The following is a 23,943-nucleotide window of genomic DNA, read 5'->3' on the forward strand; positions in this document are numbered from 1 at the left end:
GCTACCGCTGTCCCGCCGGCGCGGGCGAACATGCCGACACGTTGGCGGAATGTGGTGCCACGTTTGGGCGATGTCGGCGATCAATGTGTCCGGGTTACGTTCGTGGGGTCGGGTGTTGCGCTAAAGAGGGGCTGCGTCGATGACGGAGCAAACGGACGCTTTCCGTGACCGTCCGATTGGTCTGGGTCGTCGACCGGTTGGCCCTCTACCGTGGTGGAGCTGGACAGGATGTCACGCGCCAGGCGAGGGGCCGGGCGGTGCCTGAATTGGATGGCTGGCAGCGGGAAGCCCAGATGGCCTGGGACGCGATGGGCCAACTCATCGACAAGGTGAGCCGCGGCGGCCAGCCCGACCCCGATCAGCCGACCGTCGCGCTACGCGCGGGCGAGATACAGTACGGCGCGCTGCAGGTCGAGGCGCAGGCGTTCAACAGTGCGACTGCCGAGTACACCACCGGCGGCTACGGCTTCGGCGGCGGCCTGCTCTTCGTCGGGGCCGGCATGGCAGCCGGGGCGATCCGCGACGCGAACATGAGGCGCCGGGCCGAGCAGGAGGCCGCGGCCCAATGGCGGTTCGTCGGGCTCGTCGCGTGCGCGGTCACCAACCAGCGGCTGCTGATCCAGAACGAGGAGGGGCAGTGGCAGGGCTACCCGCTGGACACCCTCGTCTCCCTGACCCCGGAACTGGCGGCGTGGGCGCTGGTGCTCGCCTTCGAGGACCAGGCCCCCCTGCGCCTGCGCGGCCCGTGGGTGCCATGGCTGACAGTGGTGCTTGCGTCCCTGCAGTTCCGGCGGCCGTGGCCGAATGGGTTCCCTCCGCCGGTTACAGATGGTCCCTTGCGGCCGCTTGCGGACCCGCTCGGCGGAGGCCGCCGGCTTCAGGGCGGCCGATCGCCGGCCGCGGGCGATCCTGGCAAGCTATCGCGAGAGCAGATTGCGCTCATCCTCAGTGCCGAGCCGGTGAAACCGAGCGCAGTCACGCCGGGCAAGGCCCTGGCGCCGTCGGTCGCGGTCGTCTACGCGACCCGTGACGGCGAACTGGAGGTGCTCGACGGCGGCAGGCCGATGCGCTGGCCCGATCAGATATTCACGAAGTACCGGATGCGGTATGAGGTCGACATCAGCGACCATCACCTGACGGTCGAGTTCAAGGACAACACGGCGCTGGCGTCGAAGGGCGACGTGTACCACTTCCACGCGAGGGTCAGTGCGAGCTTCCGGGTCACCGACCCGGCCGAGGTCGTGCGGCGCAACGTCACCGACGCCGCCGCGCTGGTGCGCGGGCACCTGCTGGGGGTCTGCCGGCCGATCTCGCGGCAGTACTCGATCGAGCAGGCCCAGGAGGCCGAGGCCGCGATTCAGGCGCGGTTCCGGAGCGACACCCTCATCCAGGGTGGCATCACGCTGTACGCCGTCGAGGCTCGCCTCTCGCTCGACGAGGCCGGGCGCAATCACCTGCAGGACGTCGAGCGGGCGGTCCGGGACGACACGAAGGTCAACGACGTGGCCCGTGAGGGCCAGCTCGACGTGCTCCAGCAGGATGCCCGGCGCCTGCTGGAGGAGCGGGAACGGCTCGTGCTGGAGAACCGGTCGCTGGATCCGGTCGAGATGGTCCGGCTGCACCTGCAGCGCAACCCTGGCGACACTGCCGGCGCGCTGGAGATGGTCGCGAAGCTGGAGGCCGCCCGCCTGGGAAGCTGGGAGGGCGAGACCGACCGCTTGCAAGACCTCCTGGCCTTCATGACCAGCGCGAACATGATTCGGCCGATCGACGTCGCGCCGTTGCTCGACGCTGTCCTGCGCCGGGCGGGGGCCAGCACCGTCCCGCCGCCGGTCAAACCGCCGGACTCGGCGTGGGACGCGGATCGGCCGAGGGTTCTCTTGGCGCACATGCCCACCCGCGTTGTCTGCAACGTCGAGTTCAGTCTTGTGGTTCGGGTCGCCAAGGAACCCAGCGCGCTTCCCGGCTCCCGCGCCACGCCGCTGCCCCGGCTGACTGTCGAAGGCGAGCCGGTGAAGTTGACGATCGTGGTACAGACCACGACGGATCTGCTGTCGAGCGGACCACTCCAACAGGTCATTACTGTGCCCGCGAACGGCGACTCCGAACCGGTACTGTTCGCGTTCCGTGCACCTACCGTCGGCAGCCCGCAGGTCCGAGTAACCGCCTGGGCCGGTGGCACATTCGTCGCCGAACTCGAACTGCACGTGGCCGTCACCACCAGTGGGTCGCACGAGGACACCGGGCCGGTCGCCGCACCGCTGGGCAGGATCGAGGCCGAGGCCGGCGAGGTGGCACTCCAGGTATCCATCGACCAAGGGCGCTATTCATTCCAGCTACTTTCCGACCGCACCTGGTTCGAGCCGGTGGTCGGCGGACCCATGACCGAGGAACCGACCATCGCGGTGGAACGGGCGATGGAGGCTCTGCAACGCCTCGTCAGCGGCCGTACCGAATACTCGCAGGCCAACACCCGACGCTGGATGCGCGAAACCGGAGCCGGGCTGTGGTCGGCGGTGGTGCCGCCCATCGTCCAGGAGCAGTTCTGGCAGCTGCGGTCGCAGATGACATCGTTTACTTTGGCGTCCGGGCGCGATCAGATTCCGTGGGAGATGCTCTATCCGCTGTCCCGCACGCGCGACGAGGGCTTCCTCGTGGAGAAGATGCCGGTCATGCGCCGCGCCTACAACCAAGAGCGCATCCGCGCAATCGGCGTGCGTGACGCGCGATTCATCGTGCCGCCAAACTCGCCGAGCCACGCAATGAGCGAGGTGGAACGCATCCACCGTCTCATCGGCGAGTCCGGCGACCCGCAGGTGATCAGCGACCTGACCGAGGTGCTGGAGCTGGTGGACTCCGGGCAGATGGGCCTGGCCCACTTCGCCTGCCACAATGCCTTCGACGCCAAGGGCTCCCGGATCAACATGGACGGCGGCCCGTTCGTGCCGACACTACTCAACAGCGCCGTCACGCAGAAGGTGTTGCAGCGCAGCCATCCGCTGGTGTTTCTCAACGCCTGCCGCAGCGCCGGCTCGATTCCCGAGTACACACGCATGATGGGCTGGGCCAGCCAATTCATGGGCGCCGGGGCCGGCGCCTTCATCGGGACCCTTTGGTCGGTACGCAGCGACGCCTCCGCCCGATTTGCCGAAAGCTTCTACAGCGCCCTCATGAGCGGCCAGACCCTCGGCCAGGCGGCGCTGAAAGCACGCCTCGACGTCAGCGCCGATGCCGGCGACCCGACCTGGCTGGCCTATACCGTCTACGGCGACCCACGCGCGACCGTCGCAACATGATCGACCGATCCAAAGGAGACGCAGACGAAATGGACGCAACCCCAGAGACCGTGTCGATCAAGGACCTGGTGGTGTCGGTGAAAAATGCCGTCAAGGCCGCCAACATCTCAACCTCAGACACCAACCGTGACCTGCGGATCGCCAAGCTGGAACTCACACTCAACGCGGTGACCACAGCGGACCTCGGCGGCGGCATCGAATTTCGGCTCCCGGTGATCGGCAGCCTCGTCAAGATCGGCGGCAAGACGATACGCCAGCAGACCCACACCCTGCACGTCGAGCTGGCCGCCGACGACCTTCCCACCTACGAGACCCGAAGCGACGATGTCCAGGAGGTCCTGGTGGAGGCGATTGAACAAATCCGGCACATCATCACCGTGGCCGACGACGGCGACGACCCGATGAATCTGAAGTCCGGCTCCGTCGAGCTGGTGTTCGGCGTCACCAACCAAGGCACCGTCAACCTCGGCGTGAGCAGCGAACTCACCGACGAAGTCACGCACACTCTCAAGCTGGAGTTCCAACCCGTCGCGCACTGACGCAGCCAGCAGCAACAAACCGTGGTGAGACAGCTGCTGAGCGGCGCCTTGCAGAATTGAGTGCGCCTCCACGCTCGCGATCCACTTGTACGACCTGGCATACCGGCCTGCATCGCACTACTTCACCCACGCAAGCAGTGCTGATCGCGTCGCGGTTGCTGTCCGCGCCGCTCATGCCGCCGATGGTGCGCGGGTCTTGCCGACCACGACAGCCAAATGCCCACGGACTGCTGAACAACACGCGCACCCCGAAGGCACCCGCCCGGCCCGTTGATCCTCAACGCTGTGCATCGGGGCGCCGCCGGCAATCGCCACTTGACCATCCCAGCTACGGTTTGTTGCACGAGCCCGCACAGGGGAAGGCCACCGACTATGAGGCCGAAATGGCTCAGCTGACCGCGCCCGCGCATGTTCGACCGCCGATCCGGCGCGGCGAGGTCAATAGTGTCACCGCCAGGATCCGCAGCACGCCGGGGCGCATGGTGGTCGTCATGCTGGTGTTGCTGCTGGTCGGTCTCCTGGCCGGCATCGCTTGGGTGATCGGTTCGTCACAGCGCTCGTCCTCGGCCGGTGGCGCGCGCACCGGCAGCGGCGAGCTCGCCGTGCAGGCGCAGGAGCTCTACCGGGCGCTCTCCGACGCCGACGCCACCGCCGCGATCGCGTTCCTGTCCAGCGGGGTCGAGCCTGCCGAGCTTCGCAACCGGTACCAGTCGGACGTCGCCGCGGCGACCGCTGCGCTCGCCGCCGTGGCCAACGGTGGCGCCAGCGACAAGGCGGCGATCGAGCAGATCTCGGCGCAGCTGCCGGTCTACACCGGCCTGGTCGAGACGGCCCGCAGCTACAACCGGCAGGGCTATCCGGTCGGGTCGGCCTATCTGCGCGAGGCGTCTGGGCTGATGCGCGGGCAGCTTCTGGTGGCGGCCCAGCGGCTTTACGACAGCGAGGCGACCGCTTTGCAGCACGAGCGCGATGACGCGGCCTCCCTGCCGTGGCTGGCGCTGCTGCTCGGCATCGGCCTCGTTGCGGGGCTGGTCCGGGCCGCGCGGCAGCTGAGCCGGCAGACCCACCGGACCTTCAACGTCGGTCTGCTTGCCGCGACGCTCGTCGCGGTCGTCATGGTCGTGTGGAACGGGGTCGGCTGGGCTGTGGTCGCTCAGCACATCAGCGCGGCCAACCGCGAGGGCTCTCGGCAGGTGGAGTTGCTGGCCAAGGCCCGCATCGCCGCGCTGACGGCCCGCGCCGACGAGGCGCTGACCCTGGTGGCGCGCGGCAGCGGGGCCGCGTTCGAGAAGGACTATGTCGTGCAACTCGGCACGCTGGTCAACGGCGACAACAGTTCTGGCCTGCTCAACCGCGCCAGGGCGGCAGCCACCGACGGCTCGGTACGCACCGTGGTGGACAGCGGGATATCCGACGTCAATGCCTGGCTCGCGGTACACAAGAAGCTGCGCGCGGCTGACGACGGCGGTGACTTCCCGGGTGCGGTGAAGCTCGCCATCGGCGGCGAAACCGACAGCGCCGCGACGATCTTCAACCGGCTCGACGGTGTGCTCGCCTCGGCGATCCGCTCGACGGGCGCGGTGTCGGACAAGCGCGGCGCCGACGCCGCCGGCGCGTTCGGCGGCCAGACCGGCGGCGGCGTCTTCCTGACCATCGTGCTGCTCGCCGGGATCGCCCTCGGCTACCAGCAACGGATCGCGGAGTACCGATGACGACAACACGGATGCGGGTCACCCGAGCCCTGGCCGGGGCGGTCCTGCTGTCGCTGCTCGCCGCCTGTGCCGGCACCACCGACAAGGCCACGGCGCCGGCGCCGTCCTTCGCGCCGGCACAGCCTGTCGGGGTCAAGAACCCGGCGGAGATCCCGAGCGCCGCGGCCGGCTCGCAGAACAACTGTGACGTGCGCCATTCCAGCCTGCGTCCCGTGTCGGGCAACCCGGCGGCCGGACCGACCCTGTCGGCGATCAAGTCGCGGGGGCGGCTGGTGGTGGGCGTCGACCAGAACACCTACCTGTTCGGATACCGCGACCCCGCCAGCGGGCAGATCGTCGGATTCGACGTCGATATCCTCCGCGAGGTCGCCTTCGACCTCTTCGGTGACCGCAACGCGATCCAGTTCACCGCGATCACCTCCGCACAGCGGATCCCCGCGATCCTGAACAAGCAGGTCGACCTGGTCGCCGAGACCATGACCATCAACTGCGAACGGCTGCAGCAGGTCGATTTCTCCAGCGTCTACTTCGAGGCCGGCCAGCGGGTTCTCGTACCCAAGGACTCCACCGCAACCGGCATCGCCGACCTCGGCGGCAAGAACGTCTGCGCGGCCGACGGCAGCACCTCGATCCGCAACATCGCCGCCGCGGCATCCAAGCCGGTCCCGGTCTCGGTGCCGGACTGGACCGACTGCCTGGTGCTGTTGCAGCAGGGACAGGTTGCGGCCATCTCCACCGATGACACGATCCTGCAGGGCCTCGCCGCACAGGACCCGAACGTGAAGCTGGTCGGTGACAAGTTCACCGACGAGCCGTACGGCATCGCGGTCAACAAGAGCGCCAACGACCTGCTGCGGTTCGTCAACGGCACGCTGGAGCGCATCCGTTCCGACGGCACGTGGCAGGCGATCTACACCAGGCAGTTGAAGGCGGCCGCCCCGAACCCGCCGCCGGCTGGCTACCGGGACTGATGCGGATGGACGTGCCGTCGATGAGTCGCGACGCGGCCGACCAGGTGCTCGCCGGTCTCGGCGCCGGCTACGACCGGATCGCCGCCGCGATGTTCGCCCTTGACAGCAACCCGGCGCTGGACTTCCTGCGCGGCGGCGGCCTCACTGGGGCCACCGCGACCAGGTGGCAGACGCTGAGCTGCGAGGTCGACCAGCTGTGGGCGCATTTCACCGTGCTCAACGAGGCGCTGGAGCAGGCGCGCACCATCCGCAACGCCAACCGGCCCGGGGATCCGCAGTGGACCGAGCTGGGCATCCTGCTGCAGGAGCCGGCCATCGGCCTCAACGGCGCCGGCATGCCGGCCGACGGCAGCTCGCCGCCGGCGACCTGGATACGGCTGTGGGACCTGGCGCAGCAGCTCGAGCGGCGCTGCGCCGCGGCGGCCGCGTTCCTCTCCGAGCTCGACGCGGCCTGGACCGCGGTGGCGAGCCGGCTGGGGCCGGTCGGCGAGGCGCTCGACGCGGCGACGGCCCTGGCCGCCGAGCTCGGCGTGCCCGCCGATGTCGAGCCGGCCGCCGCGCGCTTCGCCGACGTACACCAGGCCTTGCTCGCGGACCCGATCGCCGCGGCCCCCGGCGGCCGGTTCGCCGCCCACGCCGACACAGCGGTGCGCGACGTCGCCGCGGCCGTCGACGTGGTCCGCCGGCGGCTCGCTGACATGGCGCGGCTGCGGGACTCGTACCCGCAGCGGGTCGCGGCGCTGCGCCGCCTCGCCGACGAGGTGGTTGCCGCCGAGCGGGAGACCGCGGACACCTTCGCGCGGGTCACCGAGAAGATCCTCGCGCCCGGCCTGCCGGCCCCGCCCTCCTCCGGCGCCGCCCTGCACGCGACCGCCGAAGGGCTCGACCAGCTCGGCCGGGGCGCCGGCTGGGGCTGGCTCGCCGACGGCCTCGCCGCGGCCGAACAGGACGCCGCGCGGGCCAAGGAGCGCGCCGCCGAGCTGCGCGACAACGCCAACGGGCTGATCGCGCGCCGCGACGAGCTGCGCGGCCGGCTTGACGCCTACCGGGCGAAGGCCGCGAGTAGGGGGCTCGGCGAACACAGCGAGCTCAGCACCCGCTACGACGATGCGCACGCGCTGCTGTTCACCGCGCCGTGCGACCTGCGGGGCGCCACCCGCGCGACGGTGGCCTACCAGCGGACTTTGAACACGCTGTTGGAGGAGCAGGCATGAGGTGTACCAGGACCGGATGCACCGGCACGTACGCGGCCGACGGCTACTGCGACGAGTGCGGCCACAAGCAGGCGGCCCGCACGAGCGGGGTCTCCGGCCAGCCGCCGGTCGCCCCGTCGCCCGCGACGCGGACCAGGTCGGCCGGGTTCTCCGGGCCCGACCCTGCCCGCACCGCCGCCGCCCGGCCGGATCCCGCCCGCACCGCCGCCGCCCGGCCGGATCCCGCCCGCACCGCCGCCGCCCGGCCCGATCCCGCCCGCACCGCCGCGGCCCGGCCCGGCCCCGTCCCGGTGGCCAGCGCCGCCCAGACCTCTGGTGCGCTCGGCGGTCACTCCACCGGCACCTCGACCGGAGGCCGCCGGGGCAGGTCGGCCAGCAGCCGCGGGCGCCTCGGGGCGGGCTATGTCGCCATGCCGCCGGTGCCGCTGCGCGACCCGGCGACCGCTATCAAGAGCAATGCCAGCGTGCCCGAGTCGCAGCGCTTCTGCAGCACCTGCGGCGAGCCGGTGGGGCGCGGCCGCGACGGCAAGCCCGGCCGCACCGACGGCTTCTGCCCGCGCGACCGCACACCGTACTCGTTCACGCCCCACCTGCAGCCCGGTGAGCGCGTCGCTCGCCGGTACGAGATCCTCGGCGCCCTCGCGCACGGCGGTCTCGGCTGGATCTACCTGGCTCGCGACCGCAACATCAGCGAGTCCGGCGCCGACCGCTGGGTCGTGCTCAAGGGCCTCATCAACACCGGCGACCAGGACGCGCTCGAGGCGGCCATGGCCGAGCGGCGGTTCCTGGTCGAGATCGACCACCCGAACATCGTCAAGATCCATGACATCGCCGAGCATCCCGACAGCAGGACCGGGGAGATGATCGGGTACATCGTCATGGAATACGTGGGCGGCAAGTCCCTCAAGGACCTCGCCCTGGAGCATCTCAGCCCCGACGGCCGGCGGGTCCCGCTGCCGCTGGAGCACGTGCTCTCCTACGGCATCGAGGTCCTCAACGCGATCGGGTACATCCACGATCGCGGCCTGCTCTTCTGCGACTTCAAGCCCGACAACGTGATCCACACGGAGGAACGGCTCAAGCTCATCGACCTCGGCGCGGTCCGCCGGATCGACGACCAGGTCTCGCCGTTGTGGGGTACGCCCGGCTACCAGGCGCCCGAGCTGGCCCAGGCCGGCGCGTCGATCGGCTCGGACATCTACACGGTAGGCCGGACGCTCGCGGTACTGAGCTTCGACTTCAGCGGATTCTCCGGCAAGTACGCCCACAGCCTGCCCAGCCCCGACGACGTCGAGCTCCTGCGCGGGCAGGAGTCCTACTACCGGCTGCTGCGCCGGGCGACCGACCAGGACCGGACGCGCCGGTTCTCCTCCGCCGGCGAGATGGCCGACCAGACCCGCGGTGTGCTGCGCGAGATCCTCTCCTCCTCCGACGGCGTGCCGCGGCCGGAGAACTCGACGCAGTTCACCCCGGAGCACCGGGCCTTCGGCACCACCGGCGGGACGGAGCCGCTCACCGGCGCGGCTGTGGCGGTCAGCCTGCCGCTGCCCCTGGTCGACCCGATCGACCAGGCGGCCGGCTTCCTCGCCACGCTCAACACCGCGGACATCGGCGCGACCATCGCCGCGCTCCGCGGCGCACCGATCCGCACCATCGAGGTCACGCTGCAACTGATCAGGGCCCTGGTCGAGGCCGGTGACCTCGCTGGCGCCGAGCGTGAGCTGCGCGACCTCGCCGACGCCGGCGACTGGCGCCGCGACTGGTCCGAGGGCCTGATCGCGCTCGCCTCCGCAGCGCCGAAGCGAGCGGAGGCCGCCTTCGACAGGGTCTTCGACACGCTGCCCGGCGAGCCGGCCGCGCAGCTCGCCCTGGCCGCCGCCAACGAGCTGGCCGGCGACCGCGCCTGGGCCGACTGGCGCTACCAGCGGGTCTGGAGCGTCGACCACAACTTCGTCAGCGCCGCATTCGGCGTGGCCCGGATGCGGCTCGCCGCCGGCGACCGGGCCGGAGCCGTCGCAGTCCTCGACGAAGTGCCCGACATCTCCACCCACCACGTCGCCGCGCAGATCGCCGCGGTACGCGCCGCGCTGCACACCGAGAGCGGACCGCTCACCCCCACCGACTTCGTCGACTCCTCGAACCGCCTCGAAAAGCTGAAGCTCGACAAGCAGCGGCGGGCGACGCTCGCCGTCGAGATGTTCCACGCGGCGCTGGACTGGCTCGGCGTTGACAAGAGCCCGGGCGTCGCCGGGCGCTCCGCGCCGGCCGTCGCCGTCACCGGCCGGCTGCTCGGCCAGGCCTTCACCGAACGGGAGGTACGGTTCGGCCTCGAACAGGCCTACCGGTCGCTCGCCGCGGACGAGTCGGACCCGATCGCTCGCTACGCCCTCGTCGACCAGGCCAACGCCGTACGCCCCCGGACGGCGTTCTGATGGCGCCGACCAGCTGCCCGGACTGCGGCGAGCCGGTGCGGCCGGGCGACCGCTTCTGCGAGGCATGCGGCCACGACCTGGACACACCCGCGTCCGCGGTGCAGGACAGGCCGCGCACCTCCTCGGTCCGGTGGCTGACCGCGACCGAGATCGCCGCCGCCTGCCCCGCCTGCCACGGCCGCAGCTTCAGCCCCGACGGCTTCTGCGACGAGTGCGGGCAGCGCCGGCCGACCGCGCGCAACCACACCGAGCTCGACCTCGGCGTGGTCGCCGCCGTCACCGACATCGGCAGCCGCCACCACCGAAACGAGGACGCCGTCGCGATCGGTGTCCTCGACGGCGCAGTCGCCATCGTGGTGTGCGACGGCGTCTCGTCGTCCAGCCGGCCCGACACCGCCTCCCATGCGGCCGCCGACGCCGCAATCGCGGCGCTGCTCGACGGCCTCGCCGACGGCGACGACCGCGACGCCTCGATCATCGCGGCGACCCGCGCCGCCCAGGCCGCCGCGACGGTGGTGGCCGGTTCCCATCCCGGACCCAACCCGCCCAGCTGCACCTTCGTCAGCGCCGTGGTCACCGCCGACGCGATCACCATCGGCTGGGTCGGCGACAGCCGCGCCTACTGGCTGCCCGACGGCGAGGGCGAACCGAGCCTGCTGACCGTCGACGACTCGCTACGCAACTCCCTCGCCGCCCGGGGCGTCAGCGGCAAGACGATCGACGAGAACCCGCACGCCGCCTCGCTCGTACGCTGGCTCGGCTCCGACGCCACCGACACCGACCCCCACCTGCGCACAATCGCCCCCGACACGCCTGGACGGGTGCTGGTCTGCAGCGACGGGCTCTTCCGGTACCACCCCGTCGTCACCGACCTGGCTGCCGCCGTCGCCGCCGCCAAGGGACCGCCGCTGGCCGGCGCGCAGTACCTGACGCAGCTCGCGCTCGACGAGGGCGGCCACGACAACGTCACCGTGGTGCTGGCGCCGTACCCGATCGAGCCCGCCGACCCGGACACCGTCACCGCCGCAGCCGTCACCGCGGTACCTGCCGGCGAAGAAGATCCAAGCGAAGGATCGAGAACATGACCGACCAACCCGCATTCACCGTCGAGGTCCACCAGAACCGCTTCCTGCCCGCCGGCGGCACCGTCGTCGACGCAGTACTCGACGTGACCGCCGCCGGCACCGGCCTCGCCGCGGCCGGCGGACCGCCCAGCGCCGCGCAGGTCATCATGATCGACTGCTCGGGGTCGATGAACAGCCCGGCCACGAAGATGCAGGAGGCCAAGAAGGCCACCGCGGCGGCGATCGACGCGCTACGCGACGGCGTCGCGTTCGCGATCGTGGCCGGCCGCGGCAACGCGGACATGGTCTTCCCGTCAACGGTCAGCCTGGTGCCGGCCAACCGGCAGACCCGCGGGCAGGCCAAGAACGCGGTGCACCGGCTCCAGGCCAGCGGCGGCACCGCGATCGGCACCTGGCTCACCATGGCCAACCACCTCTTCGCGCCGAGCACGGCCGAGGTCAAGCACGCGATCATGCTGACCGACGGGCAGAACCAGCACGAGACGGCCGAGCAGCTCGCCATGGTGTTGCGCGCCTGCCAGGGCCGGTTCGTCTGCGACACCCGCGGCGTCGGCGCCGACTGGAGCGGCTCGGAGCTGCGCACCGTCGCCTCCGCGCTGCTCGGCAGCGCCGACGGCCTGCCCGACCCCGGCGAGCTGGTCGCCGACTTCCGGGCAATGACCGAGACGGCGATGGGCAAGTCCGTCGCCGAGGCGACGCTTCGGCTGTGGACACCGGCCGGCGCGACGATCCGGTTCGTCAAACAGGTCTTCCCCCACGTAGAAGACCTCACCGGCCGCCGCGCCGACGTGAGCGCCCGCATCGGCGACTACCCGACCGGTTCGTGGGGCGCGGAGCACCGTGAATACCACGTGTCCATCCAGGTGCCCGCCAACGCCGTCGGCGAGGAGATGCTCGCCGGCCGCGTCAGCCTCGTCACCGGCGACCAGGTGCTCAGCCAGTCCCTGGTCCTGGCCAACTGGACCGACGAGACGGCCCTGTCCACCCAGATCAACGGACGCGTCGCGCACTACACCGGCCAGGCCGAGCTCGCCGACGCGATCCAGCAGGGCCTCGCCGCCCGCGACGCCGGCGACGTCGAGACCGCCACCGCGAAGCTGGGCCGCGCGGTGCAGCTCGCCGAGGAATCCGGCCACAGCGACACCGCCAAGCTGCTCGGCAAGGTGGTCGACGTCATCGACGCGCCCAGCGGTACCGTCAGGCTCAAGCAGAAGGTGGCCGGCGTCGATGCCGAGCTGGCCAACGTCCGTTCGGTCAAGACCATCCGCGTCAAGGGCAGCTGAGGAGGCGCAGACGATGGCAACCTGTCCACGGGGGCACAGCTCGGTCGCGACCGACTACTGCGACGAGTGCGGCACGCCGATCAACGCCCCGATGCTGCCGGCGCCCATCGCGGAGGTCACGCCCGCGAGCGTCGGGTGGCCGGCGCCCGCGGCCGGCGGCCAGGAGTGCCCAGACTGCGGTAGCCCGCGCAGCGGTCGCTTCTGCGAGGTCGACGGCTTCGACTTCGAGGCGCAGACCCCGCCAGCGCAGAAGCCGGCGCCAGACAGCACGACGAGCACGCCACAGCCCGACGGGATCTCGCAGACGGCGGTCACCGGCACGTCGACGCCCACGCCGACGCCCTCGGCGAACGGCGTCCTGCGCCTCGTCGTGGCCGCCGACCGGGCCTACCACGAGCGCATGGCCGCCGTCGACGCTCCCGACGCAGAGAGCGTCGCGTTCCCGGTCTTCTGTCCGGAACGCCGCTTCACACTGGCCGAGGGCCAGCAGTTGCTCATCGGCCGTCGTAGCCGCTCGCGGGGCATCGAGCCGAACATCGACCTCACCGGCCCGCCCGAGGACGTCGGCGTCTCGCACGCACACGCGGTGCTGATGTCCACGTCCGACGGCGCATGGACCGTGGTCGACCTCGGCTCGTCCAACGGCACCTACCTCAACGACAGCACCGACCCGCTCAAGCCCAACGTGCCGACGCCGGTCAAGCAGGGCGATCAAATCCACCTCGGCGCCTGGACCACGTTGACGATCACCTCGTAGCGTGCCGGTTGGCTGGCACCTTTCCGGCGGCGCAGATCGTCCGCATCGTCGGCAAGGGGGCCACCAACCGCGAGGTCGCCTCTCCCGTGCCAGAACTCATCGCACCCGGTGTGTGCTTGCACTCGGCCAGGCCTGTCCGTCGCGGGTCAGACCGTTGAGTCGGTGGTCAGCGAGGCCAGGATGCGCAGCTTCTCTGCGCTCTCGGAGCCCTGGTCAGGGTAGTAGAGCACCAGGATCACCTCGCCGACCGGCAGCTTGTCCCGGTTCAGCCGCAGCGTGCCGACCACCGGATGGTTCACAGTGATCGAGCCGCCCTCCAGTTCGCTGACGTCGTGGCGGGCCCAGAGCCGCCGGAAGCGCTCGCTGGCCAGGGAGAGCTCGCCGACCAGCTCGACGATGCGGGCGTCGTCGGTCTCGTCACCGACGGACTTGCGGAAGGCGGCGACGAACCCGGCGGTGGACGCCTCCCAGTCCTGGTGGAACGCCCGCTCCTCGGGGTCGAGCAGCAGCGAGCGCAGCCGGTTCTCGCCCGGTCGCAGGCGCGGGGACAGCGCCACGGCCAGCGGGTTCGAGGCCAGCACGTCGAACGAACGGCCCTCGATGAAGGCCGGCACGTCGATGGCGGCCAGCAGGTGGTGCAGCCGGGCCGGGACCCGTTCCGGTGGGCGGCGGCGCGGGCGGGCGCGTGGCCGGGCGGTGCTGAGGCCGAGCAGGTATTCGCGCTCGACGTCGTCCAGCTCGAGGACCCGGGCCAGCGCCTCGAGGACCTGCGGCGACGGGTTCTTGTCGCGGCCCCGCTCCAGCCGCAGGTAGTAGTCGGGGCTGATGCCGGCCAGCAGCGCCACCTCCTCGCGGCGCAGGCCCTTGACCCGGCGATTGGCGCCGGCCGGGATACCCGCCCGTTCCGGCGTGATCAGCTCGCGCCGGGCCCGCAGGTACGCCCCGAGCCGATTGGTCGCGTCGTCACCGCCCACGAAGATCACGATAGCCCGGGCCGGTGGCCGGAAGGGGGGTCCTGCCGCACCCCTGGATCAGCGGAGCCTGCCCAGCCGTGGCGATCCGGCTGCAGTGTGGATCACATGGACATCACGAATCGCACCGTTTTCATGGTCGGCGGCACCTCCGGCATCGGGCTGGGCCTGGCCCGCCGCTTCGCCGCCGCCGGCAGCACCGTCATCATCGGCGGGCGCCGCAACAACCCGGTCGACGGCCTCGCCACCGTCGAGGTCGATGTCACCGACCCCGAGTCGGTGCTGCGGGCCCGCGACCGGGTGCTGGCCGACCACCCGGACCTGGACGCCGTGGTCACGATGTCCGGCGTCATGCTCATGGAGGATCTCCGCGACCCGGCGCACTTCGCCAGCGCCGAGACCACCATTGCGACGAACGTGCTCGGTACCATCCGGGTGATCGACGCGTTCACCCCGCACCTCATCGAGCGCGGCGCCGGCACGATCATCACGGTCAGCTCGGGCATCGCCTTCCTGCCGTTCCCGATCGCGCCGACGTACGGCGCGTCCAAGGCGGCCGTGCACGCCTACTCGGAGGCCCTCCGCGCTCAGCTCGCCGGCACCGGCGTCGAGGTCGCCGAACTGGTGCCGCCGGCCGTGGCCAGCCGCCCGGACATCGCGAGCAGCAACCCGCACGCCCTGGACCTCAACGACTACCTCGACGAGGTGATGGGCCTGCTGTCCGAGCAGCCCACCCCGCACGAGATCCTGGTCAAGGGCGTGCTGATGCACCGCTGGGCCGAGCGCGACGGCACCTATGCCGAGTTGGTCGCCCAACGCTCGAAGGCGCTGGCCGGCCTCCCCGGCCGCTGATCCCGGCGCGACCCTGACGAACGCCCCGGCCCCAGACCCGGATGAAGCTCGCTCCGCAGTCATCGACCCACCAGGACCAAGGAACATCAATCCGGGGTGAACGAACCGGGATCAAGGTGTCCGCTCATGGCCGCAGACAACGCTCGCCTGGCTTCCCACCGCTCGTCACTATGTGTGAGCGAAGCGCCGGTTCGACGGCAGACACGTTGCCATCGCACCGACGGTGGCGTCGAAACTCACAAACATCGTGATCGGTGAGATCTCGGTGGTGCCCAAACTCAGCGACATTTGGCACCCGAACTCGCGAACAAAACCACTCGTGGAAGAAGAATGCAGAATTTGTGGCGGCGGCCAGGGCCGCTCTGGAGTCGTAGAAGCCGCTCAAGTCTCAGAACCCGGCAGCTCGCCGCACGTCATACACCGACAGGTCGGCCCGGACTCGCACGTACCGGGCCCGGTGCCGCCACCGGCCGACCGGCTCGTCGAACGCCACGTCGACCTCCACCTCGACCACCACGGTCGGCTGCACCGGGATGTACGGCAGCGGACGCCGCTCCCCCAGCTGGCCAGACCAGGCGGCCGGCAGCGGCTGCGGCCACGGTGTGCGGATCTCCTCACCACGGCGCTGGGCGACATACCGGACGAAGCCTGGGCCGAGATCACGCCCGACGTCGCCGAGCGGCACGGTCTGCCCGACATACCGGAGCCGGCCGGCAGCGTCGTACCGGCCGAGGAGCAGCACGCCGGGCGCCGACAGGCTGCCGGTGACCCCGGCGACGATCGCCTCCGTCGTCGACCTGGTCTTCACCTTCACCCAGCCGGGCCGGCCAGGCCGGTCGCCAGGGCGGTAGCGGCCGTCCGGGTCTTTCGCGATGACACCCTCGACGCCGGCGGCTTCCCAGTCGACCGCCCACGCCTGGGCTTCATCAACGTCGGTCGTCTGCGGGCACAGCTGTAGCTGCGGCGGCGCGCCAGCGAGGAGCTGCTCGAGCCGGGCGCGGCGGACGTGCAACGGCAGGTCGACCAGCGTCCCGGCCTGGTCGGCGAGCACATCGAACGCAACGTAGTGGGCTGGCCGGTCGCGGGCCTCGAGCAGCAGCCTGCGCCCGGCGGTGACGCGGCGCTGCAGGGCGACGAAGTTGGTTCGGCCGCGCTGCGGATCCCAGATGACGAGCTCCCCGTCGAGGACGACTCCGGCGGGCAGCCCACGGAGGAGACGGGTGATGTCAGGGAAGTACGGGGACAGGTTGCGGCCGTGCCGGGACTGGAGGGCGACCCGGTCGGGCTGGACGAAGGCGAGGCAGCGCCAGCCGTCCCACTTCGGCTCGTACACGGCGCCGGCGGGCAGCTCCGTGGCGGCGACGGCATGCATCGGCTCGACAGGTGGCCGCATGACAGCACCCCCGTGAGCAGCGGAAACACTGATTACGCTACCCCGGTGATGGTGCCGGTCCCCCGAAACACGTACCGCAGTCCCATGACCGACCAGCAGCCCGACACCCGCGGCGACTACCTGGACGAGCGCGACGTGCTCATCACCGCCGCCGGCCGCGCCCGGATGCGGGAGCGGATCGACGAGCTCGCGAACCGCTGGCCCCCGAGCAGCGGGAAGAGCGCCGGCGCGCATTTCCTCGCCCGGCTCAACAACGCGTGATCTACACGGCGGTCCTCGACACATCCGCTGTCATCGCGTACACGCGCGAATCGGTGCACGTCGGTGAGCTGCTGCAGGACATCGGCGACGAGGAGCAGTACGCCCTCGTGCCCGTCGTGTGCCTGATCGAGGCTGCTGCTGAAGGCGCCGACGAGGACCGGCTGCGGCTGCTGGTCGCGCACGACTGGGTGAAGGTCATCGAGTTGAACGGCTACGACTGGACCAGGCTGGGTGCCGGCACGGCACTGCTGGGCAGGCTGGGCCGGGCCTGTTCGGCGCTGCTCGCCGTGGAGGGCAGCGCCTGGTATGCGGCGACCTGCGACCCGGACGTTTACGGGGACGGGATCGATACGGTGGAGATCGAGGGCTGATCCCCGCCGGCTCTGCCGGTGGCTTACCCTGCCCCGATGGAATCCGACCCGACCGTCTCAGCCCGGCAGCTCGCCGACGCCGCCGACGCGCTCGCCGCCAGCCTCGCCACCGACGTGGAAATCGACACCACCGAGGTGTTCGCCCCGCTGGTTGCGGCGACGCTTGCGCTGCACACTGTCGCCAACGAGCTGGCTCTGGCCGCGATGTCGGTCGACGAAACGGCAGCTGCCGCAGCCCGGCGGGCCGCAGCGCACTTCATGGGGGCACAGCAGGACCTCATCCAGACCCTACGGCGGCTGCCGCAGCAGTAACCGCGGCCAGGAGGAAGCCGGCTGAACTGCCAGCCTGCTGCCAGTTGCGCCCAGACTGGCAGCAACGGTCAACGTTCCCGCCGCCACGCCCGCTTCTCCCAGGCCCGGACGCATCGTGACGGTTCGGCCGGCGCCGAACCGTCACGGCCGTAGCGTGGGACGACGAGTCTGCCGACCTCAAGGGTCGGTCCGGGGGGCCACGATCGTCGTCGCGCAGCCACGCTGCATGAAGATTGACCACTCGAGCCGTGCAACGACTCAACCCGGCGGTGCGCCCGCCGTCACCATGGCCTCGGCCGGGTGGCGGGACAGGCGAGGATTACGGTCGTACCACCAGGTGGTTGTCAATCCCAGCGTCAGACCCACGGTGCCCCCGACGGCAATGTGCGTCCAGCCGTAGGTCAGGCCGGCTGCGCCCCGGCCGTCGAAGAACAGCACAGCCCGTACGGCGTCGAGTATCGGCGGCATCGCGGTGATCGAGGTCACCGCCCGTAACCAGCGGGGCAGCGCCTCGGACGGCACCGAGGGGCCGGTGGCAAGGGACATCGCGACGAAGAAGAAGGTGTTGATGAGCGCGCCAGGGCCACCGAAGACGGCGAACACCGACAGCGCGCCGAGGCCGACCTCCGCGATGGCTGCCGTGCGGGAGACGGAGCAGTTGCCAGGGAACGGCCGGCAACCGCGCGCCGAAGGCGACCATCGCACTGTCTCGCGCCCAGCCTTCTCGATGAAGGCCGATCGGCGAGCTGACGCAGCCGCTCGGCGCCTGACAGACCAACCCGGCGCTGCAGATCAAGATGACCTCGGCCGACCAGACCGGCATCGGCGACACCTACCTCGTCTCGGGACTGGTCCGGCTCAGCATTGGCTCCCGGCCGACGAGCTGGTCGGCCGCTGGCCGGGAGACCGACGCTGTTCGGGCGCTCAGGTCAGGCGATCTTGTAGGCGCGGAGTACGGTCTGTTCGACTGTATTGCCGTTGGTGTCCGTCGAGGTCGCGCGGAGCGAGACGAAACCTGGGCCGGCTGGGTGTTTCAGCACTGCCACGGTGCCTCCGTTCTCCCGGTGCAATGAGGCCGCTTTCCAGGTGGCGCCGCCGTCGTAGGAGAACTGGACGGCCAGAGACGTGGAAGCGGTCGCCGACGAGTCCGGCGTTTGTGCCGTGGTCACCGGGACCTTGAATGTGGCTCCGGCGGGGGCGGTGCTGAACCGGTCGACGGGTGGGTTGAACCGCACGACCGACAGCGGCAGCGGTGTCCGTGCGGCTACGCGCGCCGACCCGAACGTCCATGCGACTTCAGTGTGCGTGGATAGCGTCCCCGGCGCTCCGCGATCCGCCACGACGCTCAGCTTGTACGTCGAGGCACCGGCTGGGACGGTGTACAGCATGCCGCCCTCGGACTCCCGGCCCGGCACGTCAGCGCCGTTTCGGGTTAGGGTGATCCGCTCCTGGGAGCTGAAGGACGTGCCCGAGCGGCCGAGTCCGTCGCCGTAGAGCGCGGGAAATACGAAGATCGTGTCGTCTGGGTCGCGGTGGATGATGCCGAACGCTGGGCCGAAGACCGCCCGGTTCCAGGTTTGGTCGTACCGCTTGCCTGCCTTATAGGTGGTGGCCGGTGCGGTGAGCAGTTCGAGGCCGGTCAGGTCGTCCTCCATGAATTCGCCGCTCCAGAGCGTGCCGGGGTTGTGGTACGTGACCCGGTTGAACGGCGCGCGCAGCGGAACTCCGTACCCGACGAGGTTGATTTCGCCGGACGGTGTGGACGCCGAGGCGTCGCTCCAGCTCTCGACGCCCGGCACGGTACTGCCGAAGTCCAGGCGCACCTGGGCGAGGTCGGCCTTCGTCACGGTGCGCTCGAAGCCCGATCCCATGTGCCCGGTGCCGAACCAGTAGAGGACGTACGTCTCGGGACTGTCCAATAGTGAACCGTTCGGGCCGGGGTGCGCCCATCGTCCGCCCACGACGGTCGTGACTGGGCCGGGGCCGGTGCTGTCCGGGCCGATTCGCGCCGAGTACAGGCGGTCGAACGACGGGGCGAAGAAGCCGCCGATGTTGGTGATCCCGCCGTACACGTGGTCCCGGGTGGTCAATTCGGCGGTGACTGGGATCGCCGCCCGGTCTCCGAGCGTGATGTGCACCGGCTCGCCGAGCCGGGCGTCGAGGTCCACCGTCTGCGGACCCCCGATGAGGTCGAGGACCGGTTGCACGAGCTGCGTCGCGCTGTCCGCGTCGACGATGGAGCTGTCGATCGTGTACCGGCCCTTCGGCAGCCGCACCGTCGTGGTGCTGTTGCCGGAGACTCCTTCGAATACGTCGCCGTCGAGTCCCATGACGAGCGTGTTGAAGAGCGTCGAGGGGTTGCCGTCCCGGCCGGTGTGCACGAGGGTCAGGTCGTAGCTTTCCGCCTCCCGCTCGACGGCGAACGGCACCCGTACCTCGACGCTGGATCCGGTGGCGGTGAGGTAGCCGGTGAACGTGCCGTCGGCGGTGCCGACCCGGGTGTCTGCGGTGAGCCCGACGTCCGCGCGGCCACCGGCCGGCACGGTCACCGAGCTCGTCGAGAGTGTGAACATGCCGCCTGGCGCGGTCGTGTTCAGGGCCAGGCTCAGCGTGACCGGCTGCGGGCCCTCGTTCGCGTATGTGACCGTGATGGTGCCTGGCTGGTCGTCGCTGTGCGGCCACCGCTGGAGGCCGAAGGAGGCGCTCGGCGGCGTCGCGTACACCTGCTGTGCGATGGCACGGGCGAGGTTGACCCGGCCGGCACCTTGCGCGTAGACGTCCTGGCCGGCGTTCAGCTTCGACGAGGCCATCAGCGCGGACTTGAGCTGCGCCGGTGTCCACTGTGGATGCTGCTGCTTCAGCGCCGCTGCCGCGCCGGTGACGTGCGGGGTGGCCATCGACGTGCCGGACATGCGCAGGTAGCTCTCACCGATCGGGGTACCTTCGGATGCGTCCTTGCTGCGGGCCGCAACGATGTCCACGCCGGGTGCGGTCAGGTCGGGCTTGACCCCGCCGTCGCCGGCGCGCGGCCCCCGGCTGGAGAAGTCGGCGAGCTGGTCACCCTTGTCGACCGCACCGACGGCGAGCGCCGCGTCGGCGCTGGCCGGTGAGGTGACCGTTCCGGCACCCGGGCCGGTGTTGCCGGCGGCGACGACGAACAGGATGTTCTGCTGCGCCGTCAGGTCCTGCACTGCCTGCTCGATCGGGTCGAGGCCGGGGGTGTCGTAGCTGCCGAGGCTGAGGTTCACAATCTGCGCGCCTTGCTCGGCGGCCCACTGCATCCCCGCGAGGATCCACGACTCGTTACAGCCGTCCACGACGCAGACCTTGCCGTCGAGAAGCTGCGCTCCCGGTGCGACGCCCGCGTACCTGCCGCTGGAGGCGGCGCCGGTGCCTGCGATGGTCGACGCGACGTGGGTGCCGTGACCGACCAGGTCGCGGTTGTCCTCGTAACCCTCGGTGAAGTTCTGCTCGGCGACCACCCGGCCGGCGAGATCCGGATGTGTGGCGTCGATGCCGCTGTCAAGAACCGCGACCTTGACGCCGGAGCCGTCGAGCCCGGCGGCGCGGGCGGCCGGCCCGCCGATCATCGGCACGCTCACGTCGAGGGCGACGTGGCGTACCCCGTCCAGCCAAAGTTTGGGACGACCGGCAGTGCCGAGATTGCCGGTCGTGTAGCCGGTCCAGAACCGGCCCAGGTCGGCGTTGGCCACCTTCGCCGAGAATCCGTGTGCCGCCGGCAGGTCCCGCTCCGGTTGGGCCCCGGTCTTGGCGGCCGCGGCCTTGCCGGTGCTGCGAGCACTGGCATCCGTGTACGCAATGATGACCGGAACGGCGTCGTGCCGCTTGGCTCGGGACAGCTCGGTCACGTCGAACAGTCGGGGGTCGAGTTGGCCGTTGTGCAGCAGCTGCATGGCGTCGGCCGGGATGACCTGCACGTGGCCGGCGACCCGGCGCGTCAAGAACAGGGTCTTCTCCCGGCCGGGACCCGGTTGCACGCTGATCCGCTCGTTGCCGAGCAAGACCACCTGGTCGCCGGTGACCAGCGTGACCGTCGGTCTGGTGCCGCCGGATACCGGTGCCGCGTTTGCGGGTGGCAGTGCGGCGAACCACGCCGCCATCACGAGCACCGCGGCCACCGCTGCGGCGGCCGGAATTCGCGTCCATCGTTTCAAAGGCACACTCCTTCCATAGACATGAGCAGTTCGTTTCTCGCCGTGTCCGCATCGGCAACACCTGGGTTCACGCAGGGCCATCGGCGGCGCTGGCCTCGGCCAAGTCGGGACCAAGGCGCCGGGCCGCATACGCGTAGATCTGCCTAGTGCCGGTCGAACACGGCGGTGAACCGCTCGGGCACCCGCTTCGCCTGCTCGATAAGGTCGGCGTCGGCATCCGGTCCTTGCGCCGTGCACGGCCGCGTCACCACAACCAAGTCCGCCTCCTGCGGGTCGTCCACAGTTGCATCACACCTGTAGTTCGCCGGAGGCGGGAAAAGTGTTCGCTATGGCGTCCGGGCCGGGGCGGCAGGTGCCGATCGAGATCGGCATCGAATTGTCCCTATGCACGCGGGTGCTGCGTACTGGGCGTCGTCGGTGTCCTCGGCCCGCTCGCGATGGTGGTCTACCTGCTGCTGCCGCTGTGGCGGATCGCCGCCTCGGCCGTCACTGCCAGCAGCTCGACCACCCGCAAGAGTCGGGCGCTGGTCGGTCTTGGAGTGGGCCGGATCGAAGGTAGCGATCTCCTATGCTGCGGAAATTGCTTCCCCGATCTGTCGATTGGCGGTCAGTTCGACTCGTCGGAGAGGTAGGCGGGCCCGGCCGGGCCCCACATGAAGGATGTTGACATGGCGACGTACATGATTCTCGTCCACGGCGACGAGCGTGACTGGGCCGCGATGTCCGCTCGGAACCGCAGGAGCTCGCCGAGGGTCATGGTGCCTTGGTCGCGGCGGCCGGGGCGGTGGTGCTCGACACCCGCCGGCGGCCGACATGCTCCTGATCCTCGGCGACACACCGACCTCGACGGATCCGGGATGTTACGGGGTGCCCTATCGGACGGGGTGGTCTCCGCCGTCGGCGATGTCTTCGTGTGTCGGAGGCTGCCGTTGCGGTGCCGCCGTGGGTGACGGTGAGAAGGCCGCTCTGCATTGGTTTCTGCAGGCGCAGCGAGACAGCGTGCTGGCCATTGTCGAGGGGCTGGATGAGAAGGCGTTGACGACGCCTGTCCTTGCCTCCGGATGGACACCGCTGGGCATGATTGAACACCTCGGCTTCGCCGAACGGTACTGGTTCCAACAGGTCGCCACTGGTTCGGCCGAACCTTTGCCCTGGAGCAACGATGATCCCCCGCTGGTCACGTCGCGGTCGCCCGGGCAGGTCTTCGCGTTTTACCGCGAGCAGTGCGCGCGCTCGGACGCTGTCCTTGCAGCGACACCGTTGGCGACGCCGCCGCTCGGTCGTCATCGCGACGTGCCAGACGAGGAGATCACGGACCTGCGCCGGGTCGTCCTGCACATGATCGAGGAGACAGCACGGCACGCGGGGCACCTGGATGTCGTCCGGGAATTGATCGATGGGAAGACGGGCCTGGGCCCACGGTGAGGGCAGGGGTCGGGCACACATGCGGTGCCGAGGCGTACGTAGTGCGGCTGAAGATATTGCGTTGTCCGATTGGGGTTCCCATCAGACACTCAACAGCCGAGCATCGGCCGTTGAGGACCTCCGGGCTTCGGTGGTCGGTTACTGACCGTGACGAGCGGCGACCTACTGCGCACGCACGGACGGCGAAGAGCGCGACGTTCTCATAGGCCCCGGTTTGCGGTGACTGACTTCGAGGGGGCAACGTGGATCGCGTGCTTCGAGCTTTGGTCGAACGGGCGGCAGCGGTCGGCCGAGACGTGGAACGGGCCGATGTGCATCGGATCTTCAGGCACGGCGGTCCGAACCCGGGCGCGGACCTGTCGAGGGTGGCCGAGCTCGGGCAGCGCGTCGACCTGCCTCCGTCATACGCGCAGTTCCTGACCTACTGCGATGGGTGGGTCGGGTTCGACGGGGAAACGGACATGTTCGCGATCGCTGAGTTGCTCGGCGGGCCGGCGACCGAGCAGGCGTGGGTAGTCCTGGAGGCGTATGACGAGGGCAGCGGCTGGCAGTTCCAGCTGTCGCGCGACCGGTACCTCGTCATCGGGGCGGCCGAGTCGAGTCTGAGCGTCGTCCTGATCGACATCACAGCGGCGCCCCGGGTCTGCTGGGTGACGCAAGGAGGCGTGGAGGAGTTCCCGACCCTCGACGCCTTCATCCGGGCTGCTACCGAATATCACCTGGAGACGCTCGCTGCCCTTCGGGCGGACCCGTGGCTGGGCATCAGAGGCTGATGGCAGCCGATGCGCTGACGTCCGCACGAACGCGCGCCGGAAGCAGCGAATCGCCGCACCAACTGCTTCCACGAAGCGTGACGATCTCAAGCCGGCCGACGGCCCTCGCTCGGCGGCAAAT

At 70.3% G+C, this 23,943-nt stretch carries 21 protein-coding genes; 15 read left to right on the plus strand and 6 right to left on the minus strand.

Annotation, left to right across the window (positions count from 1 at the left end):
* The first annotated feature begins 164 nt into the window (after positions 1–164).
* From ABD901_RS46270 to ABD901_RS46310, 9 genes are all read left to right on the plus strand, one after another.
* Complete coding sequence (locus ABD901_RS46270; protein ID WP_345138095.1) at positions 165–3,296, plus strand: CHAT domain-containing protein; 3,132 nt, start codon at positions 165–167, stop codon at positions 3,294–3,296.
* Entirely contained in the window at positions 3,293–3,835 is a 543-nt protein-coding gene (locus ABD901_RS46275; RefSeq protein WP_345138097.1) for a trypco2 family protein, read from the plus strand. Before ABD901_RS46270 ends, ABD901_RS46275 begins: the two co-directional genes overlap by 4 nt.
* A gap of 383 nt (positions 3,836–4,218) precedes the next feature.
* Positions 4,219–5,547, plus strand: a complete 1,329-nt coding sequence (locus ABD901_RS46280; protein ID WP_345138099.1) for a hypothetical protein — start codon at positions 4,219–4,221, stop codon at positions 5,545–5,547.
* The gene (locus ABD901_RS46285) at positions 5,544–6,518 is read left to right on the plus strand and encodes a glutamate ABC transporter substrate-binding protein (RefSeq protein WP_345138103.1); all 975 of its coding nucleotides are present in this window, start codon (positions 5,544–5,546) and stop codon (positions 6,516–6,518) included. Before ABD901_RS46280 ends, ABD901_RS46285 begins: the two co-directional genes overlap by 4 nt.
* A 20-nt stretch (positions 6,519–6,538) precedes the next feature.
* The gene (locus tag ABD901_RS46290) at positions 6,539–7,732 is read left to right on the plus strand and encodes a serine/threonine-protein kinase (protein WP_345138104.1); all 1,194 of its coding nucleotides are present in this window, start codon (positions 6,539–6,541) and stop codon (positions 7,730–7,732) included.
* Positions 7,729–10,164, plus strand: coding sequence for a serine/threonine-protein kinase (locus ABD901_RS46295; RefSeq protein ID WP_345138106.1), 2,436 nt, complete (start codon positions 7,729–7,731; stop codon positions 10,162–10,164). Before ABD901_RS46290 ends, ABD901_RS46295 begins: the two co-directional genes overlap by 4 nt.
* Positions 10,164–11,249, plus strand: a complete 1,086-nt coding sequence (locus ABD901_RS46300; RefSeq protein WP_345138107.1) for a PP2C family protein-serine/threonine phosphatase — start codon at positions 10,164–10,166, stop codon at positions 11,247–11,249. Before ABD901_RS46295 ends, ABD901_RS46300 begins: the two co-directional genes overlap by 1 nt.
* A complete protein-coding gene (locus ABD901_RS46305; RefSeq protein ID WP_345138108.1) occupies positions 11,246–12,532 on the plus strand; it encodes a VWA domain-containing protein in 1,287 nt (428 codons plus the stop codon). Before ABD901_RS46300 ends, ABD901_RS46305 begins: the two co-directional genes overlap by 4 nt.
* Before the next feature lie 13 nt (positions 12,533–12,545).
* Positions 12,546–13,289 (plus strand): FHA domain-containing protein, encoded by a 744-nt coding sequence (locus ABD901_RS46310; protein ID WP_345138110.1) that lies wholly within the window; start codon positions 12,546–12,548, stop codon positions 13,287–13,289.
* A gap of 146 nt (positions 13,290–13,435) precedes the next feature.
* Here ABD901_RS46310 and ABD901_RS46315 read toward each other — a convergent pair whose 3' ends face one another.
* On the minus strand, positions 13,436–14,263 hold the full coding sequence (locus ABD901_RS46315) for a helix-turn-helix transcriptional regulator (protein ID WP_345138112.1): 828 nt from the start codon (positions 14,261–14,263) through the stop codon (positions 13,436–13,438).
* A gap of 105 nt (positions 14,264–14,368) precedes the next feature.
* Here ABD901_RS46315 and ABD901_RS46320 point away from each other — a divergent pair, with 105 nt between their 5' ends.
* A complete protein-coding gene (locus ABD901_RS46320; protein ID WP_345138114.1) occupies positions 14,369–15,112 on the plus strand; it encodes an SDR family oxidoreductase in 744 nt (247 codons plus the stop codon).
* Between the two features lie 388 nt (positions 15,113–15,500).
* On the opposite strand, the gene ABD901_RS46325 is transcribed toward ABD901_RS46320, so the two are convergent.
* A complete protein-coding gene (locus ABD901_RS46325) occupies positions 15,501–16,505 on the minus strand; it encodes an ATP-dependent DNA ligase (protein WP_345138116.1) in 1,005 nt (334 codons plus the stop codon).
* A gap of 84 nt (positions 16,506–16,589) precedes the next feature.
* Here ABD901_RS46325 and ABD901_RS46330 point away from each other — a divergent pair, with 84 nt between their 5' ends.
* From ABD901_RS46330 to ABD901_RS46340, 3 genes are read left to right on the plus strand one after another with little or no spacing between them, the layout of a single operon-like run.
* Positions 16,590–16,766 carry a hypothetical protein gene (locus ABD901_RS46330; RefSeq protein ID WP_345138119.1) on the plus strand — a complete coding sequence of 59 codons (177 nt, stop codon included), beginning with the start codon at positions 16,590–16,592 and terminating at the stop codon, positions 16,764–16,766.
* On the plus strand, positions 16,763–17,137 hold the full coding sequence (locus ABD901_RS46335) for a hypothetical protein (RefSeq protein ID WP_345138120.1): 375 nt from the start codon (positions 16,763–16,765) through the stop codon (positions 17,135–17,137). The genes ABD901_RS46330 and ABD901_RS46335 overlap by 4 nt, the downstream gene beginning before the upstream one ends.
* A 36-nt stretch (positions 17,138–17,173) precedes the next feature.
* The gene (locus ABD901_RS46340) at positions 17,174–17,449 is read left to right on the plus strand and encodes a hypothetical protein (protein WP_345138122.1); all 276 of its coding nucleotides are present in this window, start codon (positions 17,174–17,176) and stop codon (positions 17,447–17,449) included.
* A 258-nt stretch (positions 17,450–17,707) separates the two neighbouring features.
* On the opposite strand, the gene ABD901_RS46345 is transcribed toward ABD901_RS46340, so the two are convergent.
* The 4 genes from ABD901_RS46345 to ABD901_RS46360 all read right to left on the minus strand — a co-directional run bounded on the left by ABD901_RS46345 (position 17,708) and on the right by ABD901_RS46360 (position 22,381).
* Complete coding sequence (locus ABD901_RS46345; protein WP_345138124.1) at positions 17,708–18,052, minus strand: hypothetical protein; 345 nt, start codon at positions 18,050–18,052, stop codon at positions 17,708–17,710.
* A gap of 326 nt (positions 18,053–18,378) precedes the next feature.
* A complete protein-coding gene (locus tag ABD901_RS46350; protein ID WP_345138126.1) occupies positions 18,379–21,624 on the minus strand; it encodes a S8 family peptidase in 3,246 nt (1,081 codons plus the stop codon).
* Between the two features lie 143 nt (positions 21,625–21,767).
* Positions 21,768–21,905 carry a hypothetical protein gene (locus tag ABD901_RS46355; RefSeq protein ID WP_345138129.1) on the minus strand — a complete coding sequence of 46 codons (138 nt, stop codon included), beginning with the start codon at positions 21,903–21,905 and terminating at the stop codon, positions 21,768–21,770.
* 326 nt (positions 21,906–22,231) lie between these two features.
* Positions 22,232–22,381, minus strand: a complete 150-nt coding sequence (locus ABD901_RS46360; RefSeq protein WP_345138131.1) for a hypothetical protein — start codon at positions 22,379–22,381, stop codon at positions 22,232–22,234.
* A 185-nt stretch (positions 22,382–22,566) separates the two neighbouring features.
* Between ABD901_RS46360 and ABD901_RS46365 the strand changes: the two genes are divergently transcribed.
* The gene (locus ABD901_RS46365; RefSeq protein ID WP_345138133.1) at positions 22,567–23,049 is read left to right on the plus strand and encodes a DinB family protein; all 483 of its coding nucleotides are present in this window, start codon (positions 22,567–22,569) and stop codon (positions 23,047–23,049) included.
* A 311-nt stretch (positions 23,050–23,360) separates the two neighbouring features.
* Complete coding sequence (locus tag ABD901_RS46370) at positions 23,361–23,822, plus strand: SMI1/KNR4 family protein (protein ID WP_345138135.1); 462 nt, start codon at positions 23,361–23,363, stop codon at positions 23,820–23,822.
* Positions 23,823–23,943: the final 121 nt, after the last annotated feature.

Origin of the sequence: Dactylosporangium darangshiense, from assembly GCF_039537565.1 — a bacterium.
Taxonomy (GTDB): Bacteria; Actinomycetota; Actinomycetes; order Mycobacteriales; family Micromonosporaceae; genus Dactylosporangium; species Dactylosporangium darangshiense.

Bases quoted from the DNA above. Each gene is read 5' to 3' on its own strand.
- ABD901_RS46275 (WP_345138097.1), top strand. From the start codon at position 3,293: ATGATCGACCGATCCAAAGGAGACGCAGACGAAATGGACGCAACCCCA.
- ABD901_RS46280 (WP_345138099.1), top strand. From the start codon at position 4,219: ATGGCTCAGCTGACCGCGCCCGCGCATGTTCGACCGCCGATCCGGCGC.
- ABD901_RS46285 (WP_345138103.1), top strand. From the start codon at position 5,544: ATGACGACAACACGGATGCGGGTCACCCGAGCCCTGGCCGGGGCGGTC.
- ABD901_RS46290 (WP_345138104.1), top strand. From the start codon at position 6,539: ATGAGTCGCGACGCGGCCGACCAGGTGCTCGCCGGTCTCGGCGCCGGC.
- ABD901_RS46295 (WP_345138106.1), top strand. From the start codon at position 7,729: ATGAGGTGTACCAGGACCGGATGCACCGGCACGTACGCGGCCGACGGC.
- ABD901_RS46300 (WP_345138107.1), top strand. From the start codon at position 10,164: ATGGCGCCGACCAGCTGCCCGGACTGCGGCGAGCCGGTGCGGCCGGGC.
- ABD901_RS46305 (WP_345138108.1), top strand. From the start codon at position 11,246: ATGACCGACCAACCCGCATTCACCGTCGAGGTCCACCAGAACCGCTTC.
- ABD901_RS46310 (WP_345138110.1), top strand. From the start codon at position 12,546: ATGGCAACCTGTCCACGGGGGCACAGCTCGGTCGCGACCGACTACTGC.
- ABD901_RS46320 (WP_345138114.1), top strand. From the start codon at position 14,369: ATGGACATCACGAATCGCACCGTTTTCATGGTCGGCGGCACCTCCGGC.
- ABD901_RS46325 (WP_345138116.1), bottom strand. From the start codon at position 16,505: ATGCGGCCACCTGTCGAGCCGATGCATGCCGTCGCCGCCACGGAGCTG.
- ABD901_RS46330 (WP_345138119.1), top strand. From the start codon at position 16,590: ATGACCGACCAGCAGCCCGACACCCGCGGCGACTACCTGGACGAGCGC.
- ABD901_RS46340 (WP_345138122.1), top strand. From the start codon at position 17,174: ATGGAATCCGACCCGACCGTCTCAGCCCGGCAGCTCGCCGACGCCGCC.
- ABD901_RS46360 (WP_345138131.1), bottom strand. From the start codon at position 22,381: ATGACCCTCGGCGAGCTCCTGCGGTTCCGAGCGGACATCGCGGCCCAG.